Origin of the sequence: Atrimonas thermophila, assembly GCF_045864955.1 — a bacterium.
GTDB classification, from domain to species: domain Bacteria; phylum Atribacterota; class Atribacteria; order Atribacterales; family Thermatribacteraceae; genus Thermatribacter; species Thermatribacter velox.
Map to the genome: position 1 here is coordinate 1,717,422 of NZ_AP028803.1, position 19,223 is coordinate 1,736,644.

Below are 19,223 nucleotides of genomic sequence, written 5' to 3' on the forward strand. Positions count from 1 at the left end.
GAAACTTCAAAAACCAAGCTCGGCCCGCTCTTTAAAAGCATCTTTCAGGAGAGGATACAGCTTTTCATAAAGCGGGAAAAGCGCGTTATATACTGATTGCGCTTCCCAGGAAGGTTTATACACTCGGCTTTCACCAAGGATTCCATCAACCAGTGATTGGTCCAGAAAACCACGATAACCAGAAAGAGCAATTAGAAAAGCACCAAAGCAGGTAGCACCAGCTCCTCGTTCAGAAACCGCAACATCCACACCGCAAACATCAGCAAGAATTTGAGGCCAAACTGTACTACGACTACCTCCACCAATAAGGGTAAGAAAGCTTAGTTTTTCTCCGTTATCCCGACTCTTCAGAAGAGCAATAAGCTGACGAATAGCAAAGGATACTCCCTCAAGAACAGCACGCACCATTTCCGCTCTCCCGGTTGTCTCGGAAAGCCCAAAAAAGACCCCACGAGCATGCGGATCAAAAAACGGACTACGCTCTCCCTGAAGATAGGGAAGAAAGATAACTCCTCCGCTTCCCGGGGGAACCATTTTCAGCTCCTCTTCTGCTTGAGCATAGCCTCCCTCTTTCTCATAACCCAGAGCTTCAATCGCCCAGCGATAGGCCCGGCCCGCATTCAAAAGAGGAGCAACCAGGATATAATATCGCGGATCCGGATCGCAGAGTATGAAAAGTCCTTTTTGGGGTTTTACGGGTAAAGAATTATCTACGGTAGCCACCCAACCTGTGGTGCCCAAGTAACAATAGGCCCTTGAAGGATCGAAAACGCCAGCTCCCAAGCTTGAGGCTCCAGCATCACCAGCCCCGTTAAACACTGGACAACCAGTTGGCAAACCGGTAGCCCGTGCGGCTTCAGGAGTTACGGAACCTACTTTCTCTGTTGAAGCAAGAACCGGCGGTAAAAGGGAAGCTGAAATGTCAGCTACTTTGAGTATTTCGCTCTCCCAGGTTCGTTTTCGAATATTTAGTATACCGGTGGTCGAAGCACTGGTAGGATCAGTAACTTGTACCCCTGCAAGACAAAAGAGCAAATAATCTTTGGAACTGTTTACCACAATCCGGGTTGCACGATATACATCGGGAAGGTGCTTTTTAAGCCATAAAATTTTAGCAATAGTCATTGAAGCACGGGGAAAATTACCCGTGTATGCCCAGAAGCTTTCCCAACCAATACTTTCAATCACCAAATCCATTTCCTGCTGAGCTCGCATATCAGAACAGAGGATTGCGGGGTAAAGAGGTTTATAATTCAAATCCAGAGGGAGACAAAGTTCCATTTGCCCAGTAACACAAATTCCGGCAATGCTTCGTGGAACAATGCCCTTGTCCCAGAGACGATGCAAGCAAAACACCAGAGCATCCCACCAGCTATCTGGATCCTGCTCAACTTCACCTGGCGCAGAGAACCGAGTGGGGTAATCCTTACTCACCGATATTATTTCTCTCCCTTCAAAATCAAAAACCACTACTTTGAGACTACTCGTTCCAGCATCAACAGCCAGAATATGTTCTTTCATCGGACATCCTGCTTCCTTTCCAAAAGGCCCGGAAATTTTTCACAAAGCGATTTTACCCAGGCTCTGAAATACAACTGCCATAATAACGATAGCACCAGTAACGATGTCCTGAAGATAAAAAGGAACATTAAGAATGGTTAAGCCGTTAGCAATAATGCCAATCATAAGGCTCCCCAAAAATGTACCCCAGGCATTCGGAAAACCACCACGAACCGTGGTCATTCCAAGGAAAACCGCCGCGTAAGAAGGCAAAAACAAGCTTCCACCTGCAGTGGGATGAGCCGAGCCCAGGCGAGAAGCAAGAATTACACCGGCTGAAGCCGCAAGGAGCGCCGTGTAGCCAAAAGCAAAAGTTTTATCCCGCGCTACCCGAACTCCGGAAAGTTCTGCCGCTACTGGGTTACCACCGATAGCATACAGCCGGCGCCCAAACTCGGTATAACTCAACAAGAACCAAAAAAGCGCCACCACTAAAAACATAAGCAAGGTAGGAACAGGTAGAGGGCCCAACATTCCCTGACCCAACCACAGAAAGGGCTCCGGAATACCACCAAAAATGGTGGCTCCACCCGTGTACCAGAAGGTGAGGCCACTCAGCATAGTTCCACTGGAAAGAGTGGTAATAAAGGAAAAAACTCCAAAACGGGTTACCAGATACCCATTGCCCAGGCCGAAAAGAAAAGCAAAAAACAACGTCAATAAAACGGCCAGAGGAATAGCCATTCCGCTTACCACCAGGCCAGTTGCTAAAACCCCACCAAAGCTGGCCATAGCACCAATGGAAAGGTCGAATTCACCCACCGTCATAATGATGGTAGCCCCGGTAGCGATAATGGCAAGCAGCGAAATCTGGCGGGTAATGTTTAGTAGATTGCGCAGGGTGGGAAAAACGCTTGGGCTCAAAAGAGAAAAAGCAACAAATACAATAAAAAGTGCGATAATCGTTCCGTAAGAAGACAGAAACATGGATTTACTGCGCACCACTCTCACCCTTTCCGTTCTCTGTACCATAACAAAGAGAAAGAATATCTCGGGATGAAGCTTCCTGGCAAGATAACACTTTAATTAAGCGTCCTCCAACCATGACCCCCACTCGATGGCTAATTGTGAGCACCTCTTCAAGGTCTGAAGAAACAAGTAAAACTCCTGCTCCTTCTTGAGCCAGCTGATAGAGAAGTTCGTATATTTCCCGTCGCGCACCAACATCAACACCCTGTGTCGGCTCATCACACAGAAACACCTGTGCTCCACGAGCAATCCATTTAGCGAGAACCACTTTTTGTTGATTACCGCCACTTAAAGTGGCTACCATCTGTTCCGTTCCTGCTGCCTTAATTTGCAAACGACGAATCATCCGACTCACGAAATCTCTCTCTTTTCTCCGTTCAGGAACAGGAAACCAGGGCAAAAAACGAAAGCGCTCAATAACGGGCAAGGTCACATTTTCCCGCACCGAAAGAGAAGGTACAATCCCCCTGTGAATACGGTCCTCAGGAACCAGAGCAAAACCGGCACGCATAGCCTCATAAGGACTACGAACAGCCAATCTATTTCCCTGAAAGTATACCTCGCCCCGGGCAAGCTTTCTTAATCCATACAGGGCCTCCAGAAGTTCGGTTCTCCCTGCACCAACCAGTCCAAAAAGTCCAAAAATTTCTCCCCGATAAAGGTCCAGAGTAACCTCCTTAACTTTCCTGTCCTCGGTGGAAAGCTGACGAAGAGATAAGAGAACTTCCTGTTTCTGTGGAGTTGGAGGAGGAGGAAAAACACTTGTAGCTTCTTCTCCAGCCATCATAGCCACCAGCTCGGACTTACTGGTCTGAGAAGTCTCCAGAGTTTTTACCAAACGACCATTGCGCAATATAGTGACTCGATCACAGAGAGCAAAAACTTCTTCCAGGCGGTGTGAAACATACAGGAAAGATGTACCCCGCTTTCTCAATTGCCTGATAATCTCAAAGAGCTTGCGTACTTCGTTTTCCGAAAGCGCAGCAGTTGGTTCATCGAGAATGATTAATGCTGCACGCACCAGCAACGCACGCAATATTTCGACCATCGTTCTTTCTGCTGGAGTGAGCATTGAAGCCGGAAGAGAAAGATCGATTTCCACTCCCAATTGCTTCTTGAGCTTTTCCGCAGTACTTTTAACTTCCCTCCAGCTTACTACACCTTTTTTTCGGGGATAAGTACGACCTACAAACAGATTTTCATAGCCAGAAAAAAAGGGCACCAGCTGGCGCTGCTGGTGGATGGTAAAAATGCCTTGCTTTTGGGCCTGAGAGGGATGAGAAAAAATTACTTTCTCGCCTCTCCAGCGGAGGAAACCCTTATCTGGAGGATGTACACCACTCACAATCTTTACCAGAGTACTTTTTCCGGCACCGTTTTCCCCTACCAGTGCATGTATTTCCCCTGCTCTTACTTCCAGGCTAACTGCATCAAGTGCCACGACACCCGGAAAAACCTTGGTAACCTCGTGTAACTCCAGCAACGCACTCATATCCGCACAAAGGAGGGCCCTCGCTCAAGGGCCCTCAAGAGGGTAACTATTCCAGAGATTCTCTGGTAATGAGCTCTGACGGTGCGTAAATCTCAATCGAAGTTGGTGCTTGCCCAGCAAAAATACGTTCCAGTTGCTCCACCAGGATTTTCGCCATGGCAACGAAATCCTGTGAAACGGTCGCAATAAGCGGTGAACCTTTCTTAATGAGTTCTATGGCCTGGCTGGTTCCATCAATACCAGCCACCACTATTTCTTTTTCCCGTCCGGCAGCAATAATAGCCTGGGTAGCACCAATAGCAGGCTCATCCCAGGCAGCCCACACCGCTTTAATTGAACCTGGTTGGGGATTAGCAATGAGAATGCTTTCCATGGCCTTACGAGCATCCTCAATAGGTCCTGGAACCTGTACATGATGCTCAGTAATCACCTTTATATTGGGATTCTCTTCGAGGATGGCTTCCAGAATTCTGGTTCTCTTGCGTACTCCATGGTGAGGGCGATGAGTAAAAACGACAATATTTCCCTCAAGACCGATGGCGTTAAAAAGATAGGTGGTCATCATTGCCGACATAACATAATTGTTGGAAGTCACATTGCAGGCTACTCCCGGAATCCAGCCCGCATCACCACCCAAAACCGGAATATTGGCTTCGTTGGCCTTTTTAATTTGATCTTTCAGCTGGACCGGGTCTGCCATACCCAGAACAATTGCATCCACCTTGCGAGCAATCATGTCTTCCATGCGGCTTGCCAGAGCAGCAAAGTCGCCCTTGGTGTCGATGGTTATCACATTCCATCCTTTCTTTTTGGCTTCTTCTTCAAAGGCTTTTATCATCTGATTGGTGGTTACCGAAGCAAGATAAGGAGTGAGCATGGCGATGGTCTTCTCCTGTGCCCAGGCTGCAGAAATGAGAGTTCCCACCAGCACACAAAGCAAAACTAACCAAAGAACCTTTCCCACGTTTTTTACCATTTCACTTTCCTCCCTTACTAAACTCAGCCAAATTATATAGGAAAATTATACTATACAGACGCTCGAGCGAAGGCCCCATCGGGAAATTCCTGAACCAAAAGATAATAAAGCTATTCTATTTATTTTTCCGATGTTTCCTGTATGAAGGTAGGGTCTTTTTTAGCCAGCTCTACAAAAAGCTCTACAATCTTAGGATCAAATTGTGTTCCCGCACAACGCTTGAGTTCCAAAAGTGCTTCTTCAACTGAAAGGGGCTTTTTGTAAGGACGTCCATTAATCATTACATCAAAAGCATCGCAAACAGCCACAATCCGCACAAGGAGCGGTATTTCTTCACCCCTGAGTCCTCGGGGATAACCCTCTCCGTTCCACCATTCGTGATGAGCAAGGATTAAAGTGGCAATGGGAGCAAGCTCAGGAATAGCCTGAGTAATACGAAAGCCTGTTTCAGGATGCTTGGTAACTACCGCCCACTCCGCGGGAGTAAGCGGCTCTGCTTTTTGCAATATGTGGCGAGGTATGGCGATTTTACCTATATCATGAAAGCGAGCGAGCAAGGAAAGAACGTCGAGCTCGTGTTCAGAGAGACCAAGCTTTTTGCCCAGCACCAGAGCCCACCTGGCAAGACGCTGGGAATGCTCCTCGGTCTCTAAGGTGGTTTCGCGAAGAGTAGCTTCCAGAATTTGCAAAGCACGACTGCGAAAACTCGAACTCTCTGTGAGCTTTCGCTGATACATCCAGTTCTCAGCAATGCGCAAACATTCCTCAATAGACTGAGAAGGGGTACTCTTAGTAGCAAAGCCCAGCGAAATACTTAGGGGTAGCTCGTTCTTTCGGCTTTCTTCCTCAAAGACTCTTTGGATATTCTCAAGAATGGTCCTTGCCTGCTCCCGATTACAGCGAGGTAAAAGAACCACAAACTCGTCACCCCCGAAACGAGCCACTACACTTTCTTTTGGACATACTTCTTTGATCAAGCGAGCGCTCAAAATGAGAAGTTTGTCTCCTTGTTCGTGCCCAAAGGCATCATTGGCAAGCTTCAGTCCGTTAAGGTCTCCCATGATAACGCTCAGGGGTAGATTCTCTGGAACATCCACACGGCGCATTTCCTGCTCAAAGAAAGCTCGATTGTAAAGACCAGTAAGCGGGTCGTGAAAACTCAAAAAGCGAATTTTCTCCTCGCTTCTTTTGCGTTCTGTAATATCGAGGAGGCTGCACAGGAGAGCCTCCTCACCGAGAAAAGGAAAAGGATTTACCCTGACCAGGAGCCACCTGATTCCACTCTGAGGAGCATAGAAAGCAAATTCAAAGTTTGGTGACCCAGAATTAGGCTCTATTCTTTTAAGCTTCTCCACAAAATCGCGACCAAACAAACTTTCAACAGGCATGCCTTCTAATTCTTCCCTCTCACGTCCCATGAGCTCAATAAGTTGAGAATTAAAATAAACTACCTTTTCTCTCAATATAACCATAACAGAAAAGGGTAAAGCTTCAGCTAAATTTCGAAAGCGTCGCTCGCTCTCCTCAAGTGCTTTGCGTATTACTCTTTCTTCTTCAAGAAGCTCAAAATTACGCACTGCAAAGCCTAAATCCGCGGCAATTTCTCGCAAAAGCACTTTTTCTTCCTGAGAAAGCTTTGCTTCACCAGGTACAATAACCAGCAATCCATAAACTTTTTCTTCAAAAACAATCGGGAACCCAAGGCAATCCCTGCCCACTGCATCCACCAGGGTTTCGATAGAATGCGATTGAGAAAACTTATTTCTAAACTCCTCGCAAAATAAAGACCTCTTTACACTCTCTTCATCAACGCAACCCCAGGAAAAAAAGAAAGGTTCTTTCTCATCGACCAGAAATATCCATCCACCCCGATAGGGGCTTATTTCTCCAAAAAGAGTACTCACAAAGGTTAGGATTTCCTTTCTCTCACCCCCACGAGCAAAACGCTGGTTGATTTCCTGTAACAAACGCAGCAAAGTATTAAGTCGCAACAGGTGCTCTTCTCTCTCCTTGATTTCAGTGATATCCACCAATGAAACCAAACCGGCTGGACGCTTCTGGTATTCAAAGGTCAGGCTGGAAACCAGCACCCAGCGCTCCACTCCATCTTTCCGAATTATTTTTATTTCGTACCACTCGTGCTCTCCCCTGCCCCGCTCTCGTTCCTTTATTCTCTCGAGTACTTCCTTTTTAAACTGCGGATGCACAAGGCGGTCAGCCCTCATACCTAAAAGCTCTTCCTTAGCATAACCGGTTATCAAAGCAGCTTGAGAGTTAGCATAGACATAGCGTCCTCGCTGATAAATGAGGACACCCACCGGAACCACTTCGACCAGGTTTTTAAATTGCTGCTCGCTTTCCCGCAAACTGGCTTCCAGATTAACTTTTTCGGTAACCTCTCGCACATATTCTATGACACCCACCATTTCACCTTGAGCATTCCACCAGGGGTAAGTGGTAACTTCAACCCAGCGTTTTTGCCCCTTTAGCTCATGCGAACGCAAAACCCTGTGCGGTTTTCCATCCCGAAGAGTCTGGAGTGCCGGGCAATCATCACAGGGGCTGTCCTTTCCCTGATACACCCTGAAGCACTTCTCCCCTTCCAGGGGTCTTTCAAAAGCGAGGAGCTTTTTCATAAATGCGTTGGTTCTCAAAATCCGTAAATCCCTATCCAGGACCGATAAACCATCCTGTACCCCCTCAAAAATGCTTTCCAGAAAGCGCTCTTTCTCCTTCAGCTCTGCTTCTCTCTGTTTGAGGCTGGTTATATCCCGGGAAATCCCCGCCACCCCAATAATTCTTCCCTGCCAGTCTTTAAGTGGTATTTTAGTGGTAGAAACCCAGGTAGTCCTTCCGTCAGGCCAGAATTCCTGTTCTTCTATGTTATAAAGCCCTTTTCCAGTCTCAACGATGCATCGCTCATCACAAAATGTCTTCCTGGAGTGGGGCGGAGCAAAAAAATCAGCGTCTGTTTTACCCACAACACCTTTTAGGTCTTTCACCCCAAAATATTCCAATAACGCCTTGTTAGCCCACAGAAAGCGGCCTGCAAGGTCCTTAACGTAGAGACGGTCAGGTGTGTTGTCAATCAGAAAATCAAGCAGGAAGTTCCTCTCCAGCAAAGAGAAACCTTCTTTTTTGGAAAGGCAGTGCAGGAGAAAGGCAAGGGTTACTCCCAATACCCCACCCATAATCAGAAAAAATATGGCAAGGACAGCAGAATTCAACCTATCCAGCAGGGAAAACGCAGTCCACAGGAGAACTACCAGAAGAGGCGAAAGAACAAAAAATACTTGCCTGCAAAAGGGTGTAATCACTTTTCTTTTCTTCAACAAATGTGCAGCACCCCAGAGTCGAAAAATGTTTTTCCGTAATTATAACATTTCCCCGCCAGCCACCTCCTTCCCAGGAGGACCTACCTCAAAAAGCACTTCCTTTATCATTCCTTTCTGAGAACAAAGCGACACTCGATGTTCGCCCTTTCCAAGCTCCACAAAAAGGGTCTCTCTGGGTCGCGCCCTGCCTGCAAAGTCTCCATCCACAAACCAGAAAACATCTTCTTCTCCCTCGAAAGAAAGAGGAATCTGCACCACTCCCTGCGGGTTGGATAATAAATACTTTTTGCCCCCTATAGGAGAAACGATACTGACTGCTTGCGGATGCCACACACCTTGCAGAGAAAAGTCAAAATCGGTAGTATCTGCAGTAAGTCCTGAATGTACATCGCACTTCTCAAGTGGTGATACATCCTTGATGAAAGGCGCAAGCACTGAACCCGGACATTGCTCAGTGCTTAACTTGCCAGAAACCGGGCATACTTCCCTGAAGACAATCCCGGGAGGAGGAGCGTAAAATTCCCCGCTCCCCTTCAAAAGATAGGCCATAATCCTGCGAGCAATTGGGAAAGTAGCACGAATACCCACTAGTTCCGCATGGCTGCGCCCCCGTGGGTCCCCCATCCAGACCACCAGTGTGTATCGAGGGTGATAACAGATGGTCCAGGCATCACGTAAGCCCGAAGAGGTACCAGTCTTAAAAGCAAAAAGAGGAGTGGCATCTCCCCGACTACGCCTTTCCTCGCGCATCCTTTCAGCGAGAATATCAGCAACCAGGAAAGAAGCTTCTTCTGTGGCCAAATTCTTCCAGAGAGGAACACTTTTGGTTCCTTTTAAAATCTGAAGAGGTCGCCACTTACCCAGAGTAGCCAAAACCAGATACCCCTGAGCCATCTCCAGAGGGCTAACCTCACATCCCCCAAGAAGCAAAGCATCTCCATAAAAGCGGGGGTCACCCGTCAAATGAGAAAAGCCCGTTTCCCGAAGATAAAAAAGCAGAGAATCATAACCCAGCTTTCTTCCCAACCGCACCGCCGGAACGTTCAGAGAAGCAGCAAGCGCTTCTCGAGCGGTTACCGGACCACGAAATTTGTCGTCAAAATTACGCGGAGTATTACCAGAAAAACCCCAAGGAACATCCGAAAGAACTGAAGAAGGGACAAGCAACCCACGCTCAAAAGCAAGAAGATAGGCAAAAGGCTTCAGAGCCGAACCAGGAGAACGTAAAGCTTGGGCACAATCCACCCACCCCCCTGGTGTTTTTTCTCTCCAACGAGCATTACCCAGGTAAGCCAGTATTTCGGCATTATGGTTGTCCACAAGCACACAGGCCAGAGTAATCTGGCTATCAAAAGAGAGCAAATAACTCGAAATTACACGCTCTATCCACGCCTGCAACCGACCATCGATAGTGCTCTGAATAATCTGCCCCCCCACAAGCTCTCTCAACCACAAACTGGCATGATACGCAAATTGAGGAAAAGGATGCGCCTCACCAGATAATTTCTCAGAAAGAGCACCACGATACGCTTCTTCTGTAATAACTCCTCTTTTATAAAGAGTCCATAATACTCGATTGCGTTTCCCAAGTGCTTCACTCAAGTGCACATCAGGACGCAATTTTTCAGGTTTGGGAAAAAGCCCTGCCAGGACACAGGCTTCAGAAAGAGAAAGTTCTTGAGCCGCCTTACCAAAATAGTAGCGGCTTCCCGCTTCCACACCACGCAGGTTGCCACCCACCGGAACCCAGTTGAGATACGCTTCCAGAATTTCTTCCTTAGACATCACGCTTTCCAGCTTTAAAGCGAGTACAAATTCCACAAACTTGCTCCAGATATTGCGAGACCGGGGTTCAACCAAGCGAATTAGCTGGGAAGTTATGGTGGAAGCACCTGATGTGTTCCTGCCGTGAACCAGAAAATTCAGAAATTCCCGGAGCAGCGCTGAAAAGTCAACACCTCGATGCATGAAAAAACGGCGGTCTTCAAGTTCCAGAGCCACGCGGGGGAGCCATTTCCCCATTGCTTCCAGAGACACAGGGAAAACGTACTCTTCCCGTGGAGATAGGAAAACGCACAGCCATTCCCCTCTCCGGTCCAAGACTACAGCTGAGCTTTCCAGGCTCTCGATTTTCTCAAGAGGCAGGGGGAGCACCATCCACAAAAAGACGGCACTCCCCAAAACAAATATCCAGAAACACAATCCGGCCAGAAAGAGCGCTTCCCAAAAATGTACACCGCAACCTTTTTTTCTATTCGGAAACAACAACCACCCTTTGCCCCCCTCCTGAAGTGGCAAAAATTGAGGGGTTATACATACACTCTGCATGCACAGGAGGAATGATGAAATCACCGGCAGTTACCACTCGAGCGGTATATGTATAGTCCAGCTTTCCGGAAAGGTGTTCCACGAAAAGAATTACCCGGTCATCCCGACGCTCCACCCTCACCTGAGGTTCTTCCTCCTGCCAGGTCGAAGATACAAAGAGGCGTGGATTTTCAACTTCGAAACAACCCGGCAAAAGATCTAAAAGCACAACGTTTTCCAGCGTCCCTGCACTTTCAAGTCGCAGGCGCACCTTTACAAGGTCTCCTTTCCTGAAGGAATAATTTGCAGGCAGTGGATTACCTTGCTCATCCAAAAATTCCCGGGCAACACTCAAACCCTGACTTTCTTCCTGAGGCATAGTGCGAGGAACACCACTTACAGTCATTGCAAAATAGAAAGGACCTTCACCCTCGTTTGCAACACTCCAGGGCGGAGGAGGTAGTTCTTTAAAGCTCCAGGAAGCTTTTTTCTCCCTCTGCAGCAAAAAGAGCTCATCATTCTGAGCATCAAAAACCCTTGCCGTAAAGGCTTCTGGAGTAACCTTTCCCTTTAAGTAACTGCTCAAAGCCAGCAAAGAGAAAGCTGCTTCCTGCGTGGACCAGTATTCGCGTTTCCGCAAGGTGTCAAAAAGTTGAGTCGCGAGCTGTTCCACACTCAGCGATTCAGGGTCAATGCTCAATTCGACAAGTAAGCGAAGAGCCAAGTCACGCAAATAAGAACTGTAAGCACCTCCCGACTCAGGCGCGCCATAAAGAGAGGGAGCAAAACCACCAGACAACTCTCTGGCCATCCTGGAATTTCCAGTCAAAGCATAGGCCCAGGAAAGAAAGAGCAGGGCTGTACCGCTCAACTCACCCCTCTTACTACGTAACTCCTCCATGCGGGCAAACGGTGGTTCTCCCCACATAGTTAAAACCAAAGTTGCGTAGGCAGAAGCTGTGTTGTGATAGGACAGGGCTTCCGGTGTAGCACTCCAGGGTAGAGAGTCCAAAAACTCCCGAAGGTAATTAAGGGCACCACGCAAGACATCTTCAGGTATTGAAAAACCTTTTTTCTTTGCCTCCAGTAGGAAATGAGTAGCATATGCAGAATCAAAAGGAACGCTCACATACTCTCCAGCGAAACGAGCAAAGCCGCCATCCGGAGTTTGCATGGAAATAACACGCCGGATAGCCTTCTCCAGAGAGCGGTTTACTTCCTGAGGGTTAGCAAGTAAAGGATCGACTTCAGCCATAATTTCTGGAAGATAAAGCAGGGGCCAGGAAGACGAAACCACCTGCTCCACACAACCATAGGGATAACCGTGCAGGAAATTCGCAAGATAGTTAAGGTCCAGGTTGTTTGAAGCTTGCAACCATAGCCTTCCCTCAAGAGTTTGCAAGTACCATTCACCAGGTATAGAAAGAGTCTTTCTCTCTCCAGGAAGAACTCTGCCCATAACCACCCGACTTACTCTGGGATACGGAGGTCTTACTGGGAAACGATATTCTTCTCTGCGTAATTCTTCAGCATCGCTAAGCATAACCTGCAACAGGGCTTCACCGGTACTTTCGTAAGCCTGCATATTTATGTTTCTCACTGTACGGGATTGAGGAGGTAGCTCCAGACTCAGAGTATGTTCACCAGTGATGGTTACCGGCCCACTTTCAGAAATGGTAACCTCTACTTTTCGCTTTTCTCCGCTGCGGTTGAAAAGAACAAGCGGAATTGAGAAACGGTCTCCAGGAGCTACAAAACGCGGATGTACCAGCTCACACACCACATCATGAGCAACATTCACTTCCTGAGTAGTCATTCCCAGTAATTCACCACTTGAAGCGACCACTGCAAGAAGTAATCTTCCTTCAAATTGAGGAAGCTCAAAGATTACTTTCCCCTTTCCCTGTGAATCAGTAAAGACCTGCGGTTTTACCAGGGATACAATTCGGAACTGGGCTGGCTGAATTGGAGAAAGCGCCAGACCCATTTCCCTTTCCAGTCCCTCGCCACCTCCCGGATACAGAGGAGGTGTGGTTAAGGGTTCGCTTAAAAGAAGGTTTCCATACCAGTCAAAAGTGCCTACCGAAAGTTTGCATCTGGTACTGAAAAAGTCAAAGGGGTCCACCAGTCGATGCGCAGTCAGGTCCAAAAGTCCCACATCCACAAGAGCAACCAGAAACTCACCAGGTACAGCGTCTCCCCTTGCGTTCTTGAGTGTTACCTCAACAGGGAGTTTTTCCATGGGTTTAACTGAGCCTGGAGCAGTAATTTCTACCTTAAGATGGTGCGCAGTTTGGTCAACATAAAAAGGCGTTATTCCCAACGCCCGAACTGGAGCAAGTGGGTCTTCACCGCTGTGAGCGCGAACCACCAGAAGCGAGCAGTAGGCGTTAGGAGCCATCTCAGCACTCACCGGGAAGCGCACTTCACCTTCAAGCTGTGCATCAAAAACTCTGCTGTAAACAACACGGTCCGTCTCTACAGTGAACAGGGCTTTTCCTGGAAAAGGAGAACGGTAACTAACACGAGCTTCCTCGCCCACCTGCCACTTCTCCTTGTCCAGTGACAAAGTTATCCGCTCCAGCAATTCTTCACGAGGGTTAAACCCGTAACGACCATACACATCGAAGTAGGTGGAAGAAACCACGCCCGTCTCGGGGTCCCTGACTTCAAATAAATAGCGCCCGAATTCCCGAGGTCGGAAAATTATCTCACCCCTTCCCGATACAAGCTCAACAGGAGCTTCTTTCTCGAGCGCAAACTCTTCCTGCATCCGATAGCGAACGCCTGCTTCCTCTTCAACCAGAACGTAATGGTGAAGCACCTTAAATATGCGCACCAGAGCCGAAGAAAGAGGAAAAGGCGCACCTTGAGGATCCACTGCACAAATTGTGAACGGGATTTCCTGCCCGGGTTCGTATTGCATAGAGGGATAAAATATGCCCAGGTAAAAGGGATAGGGATGGAAGGGAAGGCTAAGACGTTTGCTCACCGGCCGACCTTGCGGGTCCAGCAACGTAACCAGCAAGGTCAACTCAAGAGCTGAGGGGGGCCTCAGGTCCAAAGGAGCGCTAAAAGCAATTGTGGTCTTTCCCTGTGCATCCAGCTGATACTCACCTAGGGTGATCTCTACCGGTGCAAAATCTCGGCGGGAATCACCAAAGGTGAACTGTCCCCAATCAGGATGTTTGAATTCTCTGGTGCTAAATCTTGCTGAAACTCGAACAGGCATGTGAGCAGCCGGCGCGCCAAAAAGATATTCCCCAAATACTTCAAGACTGAACTCTTCTCCAGCATGCAGTTCACGCAAAGGTGTAGAAAGAGTAAGGCGAAGACGAGGAGGTACAAAATCTTCCACCAGGAAACTGGTTTCTCCCAAAAACCCTTTCTCGCCCTGTCCTGGGAGGTAACAGAGAAGTTGATAATTGCCAGTTAAAGCTTCCTGGGGTAGTTCAAATTCAAAGATGGCACTCCCTTCCTCAGAGAGCATTGTCGTAGTTTCAAAAAAAGTCCTTCCCAGAGGCGAGACAACCCTGAAGGCCATCGGAAAACGCTCTGGAACCTTGAATTCTGGGCCACGCAGCAGAGCTTTGGCCAGGACTTTCTCGCCAGGTCTGAAAATGCCTCGAGGCAAAAACAAAAAGGCTCGGTAACCTCGACGTAAATAGGGCACCCCTCCTATTTCAAAATCGCCCTGAGAAAAGCGCTCTTCTTCAAGTACAAGAAACGAAACATCCTCACCTTTTTGAACGGTTATCAGGAAAGGACGCTCGTCGTTTGCTGGCCACGCTCTGTCTTTTTCAAACAGGAAAACCCCCTCATCATCGGTAACCCCCTCAACAAGCAACTGGTTGGACCTTGAAAACACCTTTACCTTGCTTCCTCCGCAGGGAAGAGCATCGTGCAGCGAATTGGCCCATACCAGCACTCCATGTTCAAAAACTTTAGCAACCACACCAATATCGGTCAGCGAAACCACTGCCTGGTCTCTCACCCAGGGATCGCCTTCAGCATTCTGGACCACCACCAGGTAAGTTCCTGCTTTTCCCGAAACCTCCGAAAGCACATCCACTGCTCGACGCACGGGAACATTGAAAGGTGCATCGACCAAAACCTCGCGCTCTACCACCAGCCTGGAGAGGTCCTGAAAGGCAATGTTGTCTGGAAAGGCAAAGGCAAAGGGGATGTTGTTATCGTACAAGCGGAAAATTCGCAAATACACACGGTTAACGTTCACCAGCTCTACGGGTAATCTGGCTTCTCCAAAATAGGAGGCGTAACTACCAGAAGCAGGAATCGAAATCGAAGGTTCCAAGTCGGGCATCAAGAAAGCCTTTTCAAATTCCTGGGCCAAAACTGCTCCCGAGCGAGCAGGAAGTCCTTTTTTCAGGCGCACCAGAACCCGATCCCGGGGTTTAAATTCTCCAGTGATTTCGAATCCCCAAAAGTAGGCCCGCACCGAAAATGGATACTCGGGCTCAAGCTCTACAAAGGCCGAAAGCGCATCGGCATCTGGTGGAGTCGAGGTATAAAAATAAATTACTCCCTGTTGCGCTCCCCGAAAGTAAGCACCACTACCAGTTATCTCCATAGCGTAGAAAGCCTGCATTTCTTTACGGAAGCTCTCAGCAAGTCCCAGGGGACCGACTTCCGAAGTCAAGCCCTCTGCAATCTCCAGGTAGAAAAGTGGTTCTTCAAGAGGTGCAGTATAAATTAAAATCTTCTTACTTGGTGGGCCAAGAGGTATATGGACAGGTATTTCCTGCCCCTTGCTGTTTTTCACAATCAGGAAACCTCGCAATCTTTGCGGAGAAACTGGCAATGAAAATTCAGCTTCAAGCACGATACTTCCGTCTCTTTGGTAATCCACCTGACGCACGTCAAGGACCTTCAAAGGAGCGGTTTGGATATGGAAACTTGAGGAACCAGATAAAAAACGACCAGAAAGGTCCGTAAAGTCAGGGCGAAAGGAAAAGGTATACAAAGTTGCACTATGAAGCGTCTCACTGATTTTGAAAACCAGCGTCTTTGGATCTTCAAAAACACATTCCCCGGCAAGTGAGGGGGAAATGTAAAAAGGCGCTTCGCTCACTGGGAACGGTTTCCCAACTTTTTCAGAAGAAACCACTGGTTGCGAAAAGCTAAAACGTACTTCTCCAAGATACTCAGAGACCGTAGCTCCTTCCCCGGGAGAAAACCCTACTACTTGGAAAATATCCCCCTCAAAAGCAAACGCACCACTACCAAACACCAGGACCAAAAGGGAAACCAGCCAGAACCAGCACCAGATACTTTTCATCCTTCCCCTCCTCTCTTAAAAGAGAACCTCAATATCGAAAGTTATGGACCTCTTCAAACATGGCAATGATATTCTGGGGTGGTACGCCAGCCATTATGTTGTGTACCTGTTGGAAGACATAACCCCCCGAAGGAGCAAAAATCTCCAGATTACGCCGCACATGCGCACGTACCTCTTGAGGAGTGGCAAAGGGAAGTACTGTCTGGGTGTCACATCCTCCACCCCAAAAAACGATGTCTTTGCCAAACTCTCTTTTCAGGCGTTCCGGCTCCATATCCCTGGCAGCAATCTGTACTGGCTGAATGATATCCAAACCCGCTTCGATTAAATCGGGTAACAGTTGATAGATGCTTCCACAGCAGTGCAGAGCCACCTTTAGATGGGGATACTTCTTCTTTACAGTCTGCCAGAGAAGTGCATGACGAGGTTTGAAAAATTCCCGATACATCTTTGGAGAAATTTGAGGTCCAGTTTGCATTCCCAAATCGTCACCAAAACCAATAATATCCACATAGGGACCTACAGCGTCCAGATATTTCTCGAGATTGGTCAGGTGATACTCTACCAGCTTATCCAGAAAACGGTGTACACGAGGGGGGTTAAGCGCGATCTCGGTTAAAAAATTATCCATGCGAAAAGCAAATTGCGCTGTCTCCAGAAGGTTACCACCAAAAGTCGCATATATTGCCCGGTTTGTTGACTGGCGAACCTTTGCTGCATTTTCTTGATGAATGCGCAACCCTTCAGCGTCAAAACCGGCCGGTGCGGGAGGAGTCCCCAAACGAAACCACATAATTTGCTTCAGGTAATATTCAAGACGCCCAAACTCCTGGTCAGGATTGTCTAAAAGAGGAAAGTAACACTGCTCAAAGTACAGACAACCCGGACGCTGGATACATATGGGTTGTCCTTCATCTCCCCGAACAATCCAGCCTTCTTCGGTCTTTTCTACCTCAATAAAGGCAGGGATTTTGCAGGGAGTGCCATCAGGAAGTACCCAGTCTTTCCAGTACCAATCGTTCTTATAGTAAAGATACCCCACATCTACTACGTCAACACCAAAAAAATCCAGCACATCATCTTCAACGATAGCAAGTTGTTGGATAAAATCGTACACATAAAGGGGACTATCAGGAAAACCCAAGGCTTTGCGCAGGTCCCGATAGGCCAGGGCCATAATGCCTGAGGAACGATGACCACCAAAGTCAATGGGAACCCGATCGGGTTCCTGATGATTACAGGACGTAAGCACTCGTTCTCGTGAAGTCATTACTAACACCCCTTGCTTAAGAGCATAGCACCAAAAACCAGATTTTTCCACTACCACTTGCAGAGTTGCTCATATCAGGAAAGTAATCTTTAGGCCAGATTGTGTTACACTTCTTAAAGCAGAATAAAAACCCTTATTTTTTGAAAGGTGAACAGTCGTTTCCGATGGGCACTATTTTAACTTTATTGCAAGTTGTTGCTCTCCTGCTCCCCGTCTCTTTGGGCAGAAAATGCTTTCTACTTCTGGGAGAAATCCTCTTCTTCTCTTTCCGTAAAAAACTGGACTATACTCGTAAACAATGGCAACTGGTCTTTCCTGGTGTTTCATCTTCTCAAATAGAGAATAATCTTCGAAAGGTTTTTCGCCATCTTGCTCTGTCTTTACTGGAAGTTATACTCATAAAATACAAAAAAGAAAAAGCACTCTATTTCCTAATTGAAAAAGTAAGAGGAGAAGAATTTCTGCAAAAAGCCTTTCAGGAAGGAAAGGGAGTAATTCTTATAAGTGCTCACCTGGGCAACTGGGAGTTGCTTGCTGCTTGGCTGGGACATCACAATTATCCGGTAGAAGTGGTATACAGAGACTTAACTCCTCCCTCAGTAAATAACTTTATGAAAAGATGCCGCAGCGTTTACCGAACAGGCTGGATTCAGTGGAGCAAAATAAATGAAGTCCGCAAGGCTTTGCGTCAGGGTAAAGCGGTGGCTATTCTGGTCGACCAGAAAGGCGAAGGCAAGGGAATGAGTTGCCCTTTTATGGGGATTACGACTCCCAATCCTACCATCCACGCCAGGCTGGCCAGACTCTTCGGATGTCCTGTAATACCAGCCTTTATAACTCGGAAGGATGAAAAGTTGAAACACGAAATTGTCTTTTTACCTCCCTTCTTCACTCCGCTTTCGCAGGACAGGAAATACGATATCTTTTCTGCCGTTGCCCTGTGCAATCAGATAATTGAGGTTTTTATTCGCCAGTTCCCAACCCAGTGGTTGTGGTTCACAAGGAGATGGAACATCAAAAACTCCTCCGAGAGTAAATTCGAGTAGAAATTTTCTTTTTAAAAAAAGTTTTTCGTGGTAACATATTTAGCGTTTCGCAAACCACAAAAACCCAATTCTATAAAAGAAGGAAAGAACATGCCACTCACCGAAAAAGAAAATACGTTTCGCTATGTGAAATACGCTGTGTTGCTCAGCGTATTTGGTAATTTGATTTTGTTCTTTCTCAAGGTGTATTTCGGTATTATCTCCCACAGCCTCGCTATGATAAGCGATGCCTTTCATACCCTGTCAGACCTTTCTACATCGGTCATTGTGCTCTTCGCCGCTCGTGAAGCCAGGCGTTCTCCCGACTCGGAACACCCCTTTGGCCATGGTCGAGCAGAAGACATTGCCATCGTCTCCATGTCAACCCTGCTTATTGTGGTTGCCTTTGAATTCTTGCGCAGGGGCTACACAAGGCTTTACACTGGAAACACCGTAAAGACCTCCCTCCCCCTGCTGGCAGTAATAATCTTGAGCATAATCACCAAAGAACTAATGGCTCGGGGAACTTTTCTTTTGGGAAAGAAAGCAAACTCCAGCCTTATTAAAGCCGATGCCTGGCACCACCGAAGCGATGCTCTCTCTTCGTTACCCGTAGTCCTGGTGTATATTTTCCCCAATTACCCGCTTGTGGACGCTGCAGTCACCATCTTTATCGCGTCACTGATAGGAATGGTGGGAATTCAATTACTGAAAGAAACCGTTTCCAGATTAATGGGACGTGCTATCTCAAAAGAGGAAGAAGAAAAGATTAAAGAAGTGATAACCAGAAGCTTTCCCGAGATAAAAGACATTCACTCCATAACCCTCCACGATTACGGTGGAAAAGGAGTAATCACTCTTCACGTTACGGTGAAAAGCAACCTTTCTGTTCTCGAGAGTCACCAGCTTGCTGATAGCATAGAAAAGGCAATACACCAGGCTACTGGCTATCAGGGCTTGGTACACATTGAGCCCGACCAGGACTGATGA

The 19,223-nt window shown here is 47.5% G+C and carries 10 protein-coding genes; 2 read left to right on the plus strand and 8 right to left on the minus strand.

Annotation, left to right across the window (positions count from 1 at the left end; translation table 11 throughout):
• Positions 1 to 6: 6 nt before the first annotated feature.
• The 8 genes from ACKTT1_RS09030 to ACKTT1_RS09065 all read right to left on the minus strand — a co-directional run bounded on the left by ACKTT1_RS09030 (position 7) and on the right by ACKTT1_RS09065 (position 17,208).
• Complete coding sequence (locus ACKTT1_RS09030; RefSeq protein WP_412709320.1) at positions 7 to 1,521, minus strand: FGGY-family carbohydrate kinase; 1,515 nt, start codon at positions 1,519 to 1,521, stop codon at positions 7 to 9.
• Between the two features lie 39 nt (positions 1,522 to 1,560).
• Entirely contained in the window at positions 1,561 to 2,502 is a 942-nt protein-coding gene (locus ACKTT1_RS09035) for an ABC transporter permease (protein WP_412709321.1), read from the minus strand.
• Entirely contained in the window at positions 2,492 to 4,012 is a 1,521-nt protein-coding gene (locus ACKTT1_RS09040; RefSeq protein WP_412709322.1) for a sugar ABC transporter ATP-binding protein, read from the minus strand. The genes ACKTT1_RS09035 and ACKTT1_RS09040 overlap by 11 nt, the downstream gene beginning before the upstream one ends.
• Positions 4,013 to 4,067: 55 nt before the next feature.
• A complete protein-coding gene (locus ACKTT1_RS09045) occupies positions 4,068 to 4,997 on the minus strand; it encodes a sugar ABC transporter substrate-binding protein (protein ID WP_412709323.1) in 930 nt (309 codons plus the stop codon).
• 119 nt (positions 4,998 to 5,116) lie between these two features.
• Positions 5,117 to 8,329: a PAS domain S-box protein gene (locus ACKTT1_RS09050; RefSeq protein ID WP_412709324.1), complete on the minus strand. Its 3,213-nt coding sequence runs from the start codon at positions 8,327 to 8,329 to the stop codon at positions 5,117 to 5,119.
• 42 nt (positions 8,330 to 8,371) lie between these two features.
• Entirely contained in the window at positions 8,372 to 10,597 is a 2,226-nt protein-coding gene (pbpC, locus tag ACKTT1_RS09055) for a penicillin-binding protein 1C (RefSeq protein WP_412709325.1), read from the minus strand.
• Positions 10,584 to 15,938 carry an MG2 domain-containing protein gene (locus ACKTT1_RS09060; RefSeq protein WP_412709326.1) on the minus strand — a complete coding sequence of 1,785 codons (5,355 nt, stop codon included), beginning with the start codon at positions 15,936 to 15,938 and terminating at the stop codon, positions 10,584 to 10,586. The genes pbpC and ACKTT1_RS09060 overlap by 14 nt, the downstream gene beginning before the upstream one ends.
• A 28-nt stretch (positions 15,939 to 15,966) precedes the next feature.
• On the minus strand, positions 15,967 to 17,208 hold the full coding sequence (locus tag ACKTT1_RS09065; protein ID WP_412709327.1) for a uroporphyrinogen decarboxylase family protein: 1,242 nt from the start codon (positions 17,206 to 17,208) through the stop codon (positions 15,967 to 15,969).
• 140 nt (positions 17,209 to 17,348) lie between these two features.
• Between ACKTT1_RS09065 and ACKTT1_RS09070 the strand changes: the two genes are divergently transcribed.
• Entirely contained in the window at positions 17,349 to 18,254 is a 906-nt protein-coding gene (locus ACKTT1_RS09070) for a lysophospholipid acyltransferase family protein (protein WP_412709328.1), read from the plus strand.
• 90 nt (positions 18,255 to 18,344) lie between these two features.
• Complete coding sequence (locus ACKTT1_RS09075; protein ID WP_412709329.1) at positions 18,345 to 19,220, plus strand: cation diffusion facilitator family transporter; 876 nt, start codon at positions 18,345 to 18,347, stop codon at positions 19,218 to 19,220.
• Positions 19,221 to 19,223: the final 3 nt, after the last annotated feature.

What these genes read in the sequence shown, in the direction of transcription:
- ACKTT1_RS09060 (WP_412709326.1), bottom strand. Translation starts at nt 15,938, where the DNA reads ATGAAAAGTATCTGGTGCTGGTTCTGGCTGGTTTCCCTTTTGGTCCTG.
- ACKTT1_RS09045 (WP_412709323.1), bottom strand. Translation starts at nt 4,997, where the DNA reads ATGGTAAAAAACGTGGGAAAGGTTCTTTGGTTAGTTTTGCTTTGTGTG.
- ACKTT1_RS09075 (WP_412709329.1), top strand. Translation starts at nt 18,345, where the DNA reads ATGCCACTCACCGAAAAAGAAAATACGTTTCGCTATGTGAAATACGCT.
- ACKTT1_RS09030 (WP_412709320.1), bottom strand. Translation starts at nt 1,521, where the DNA reads ATGAAAGAACATATTCTGGCTGTTGATGCTGGAACGAGTAGTCTCAAA.
- ACKTT1_RS09065 (WP_412709327.1), bottom strand. Translation starts at nt 17,208, where the DNA reads ATGACTTCACGAGAACGAGTGCTTACGTCCTGTAATCATCAGGAACCC.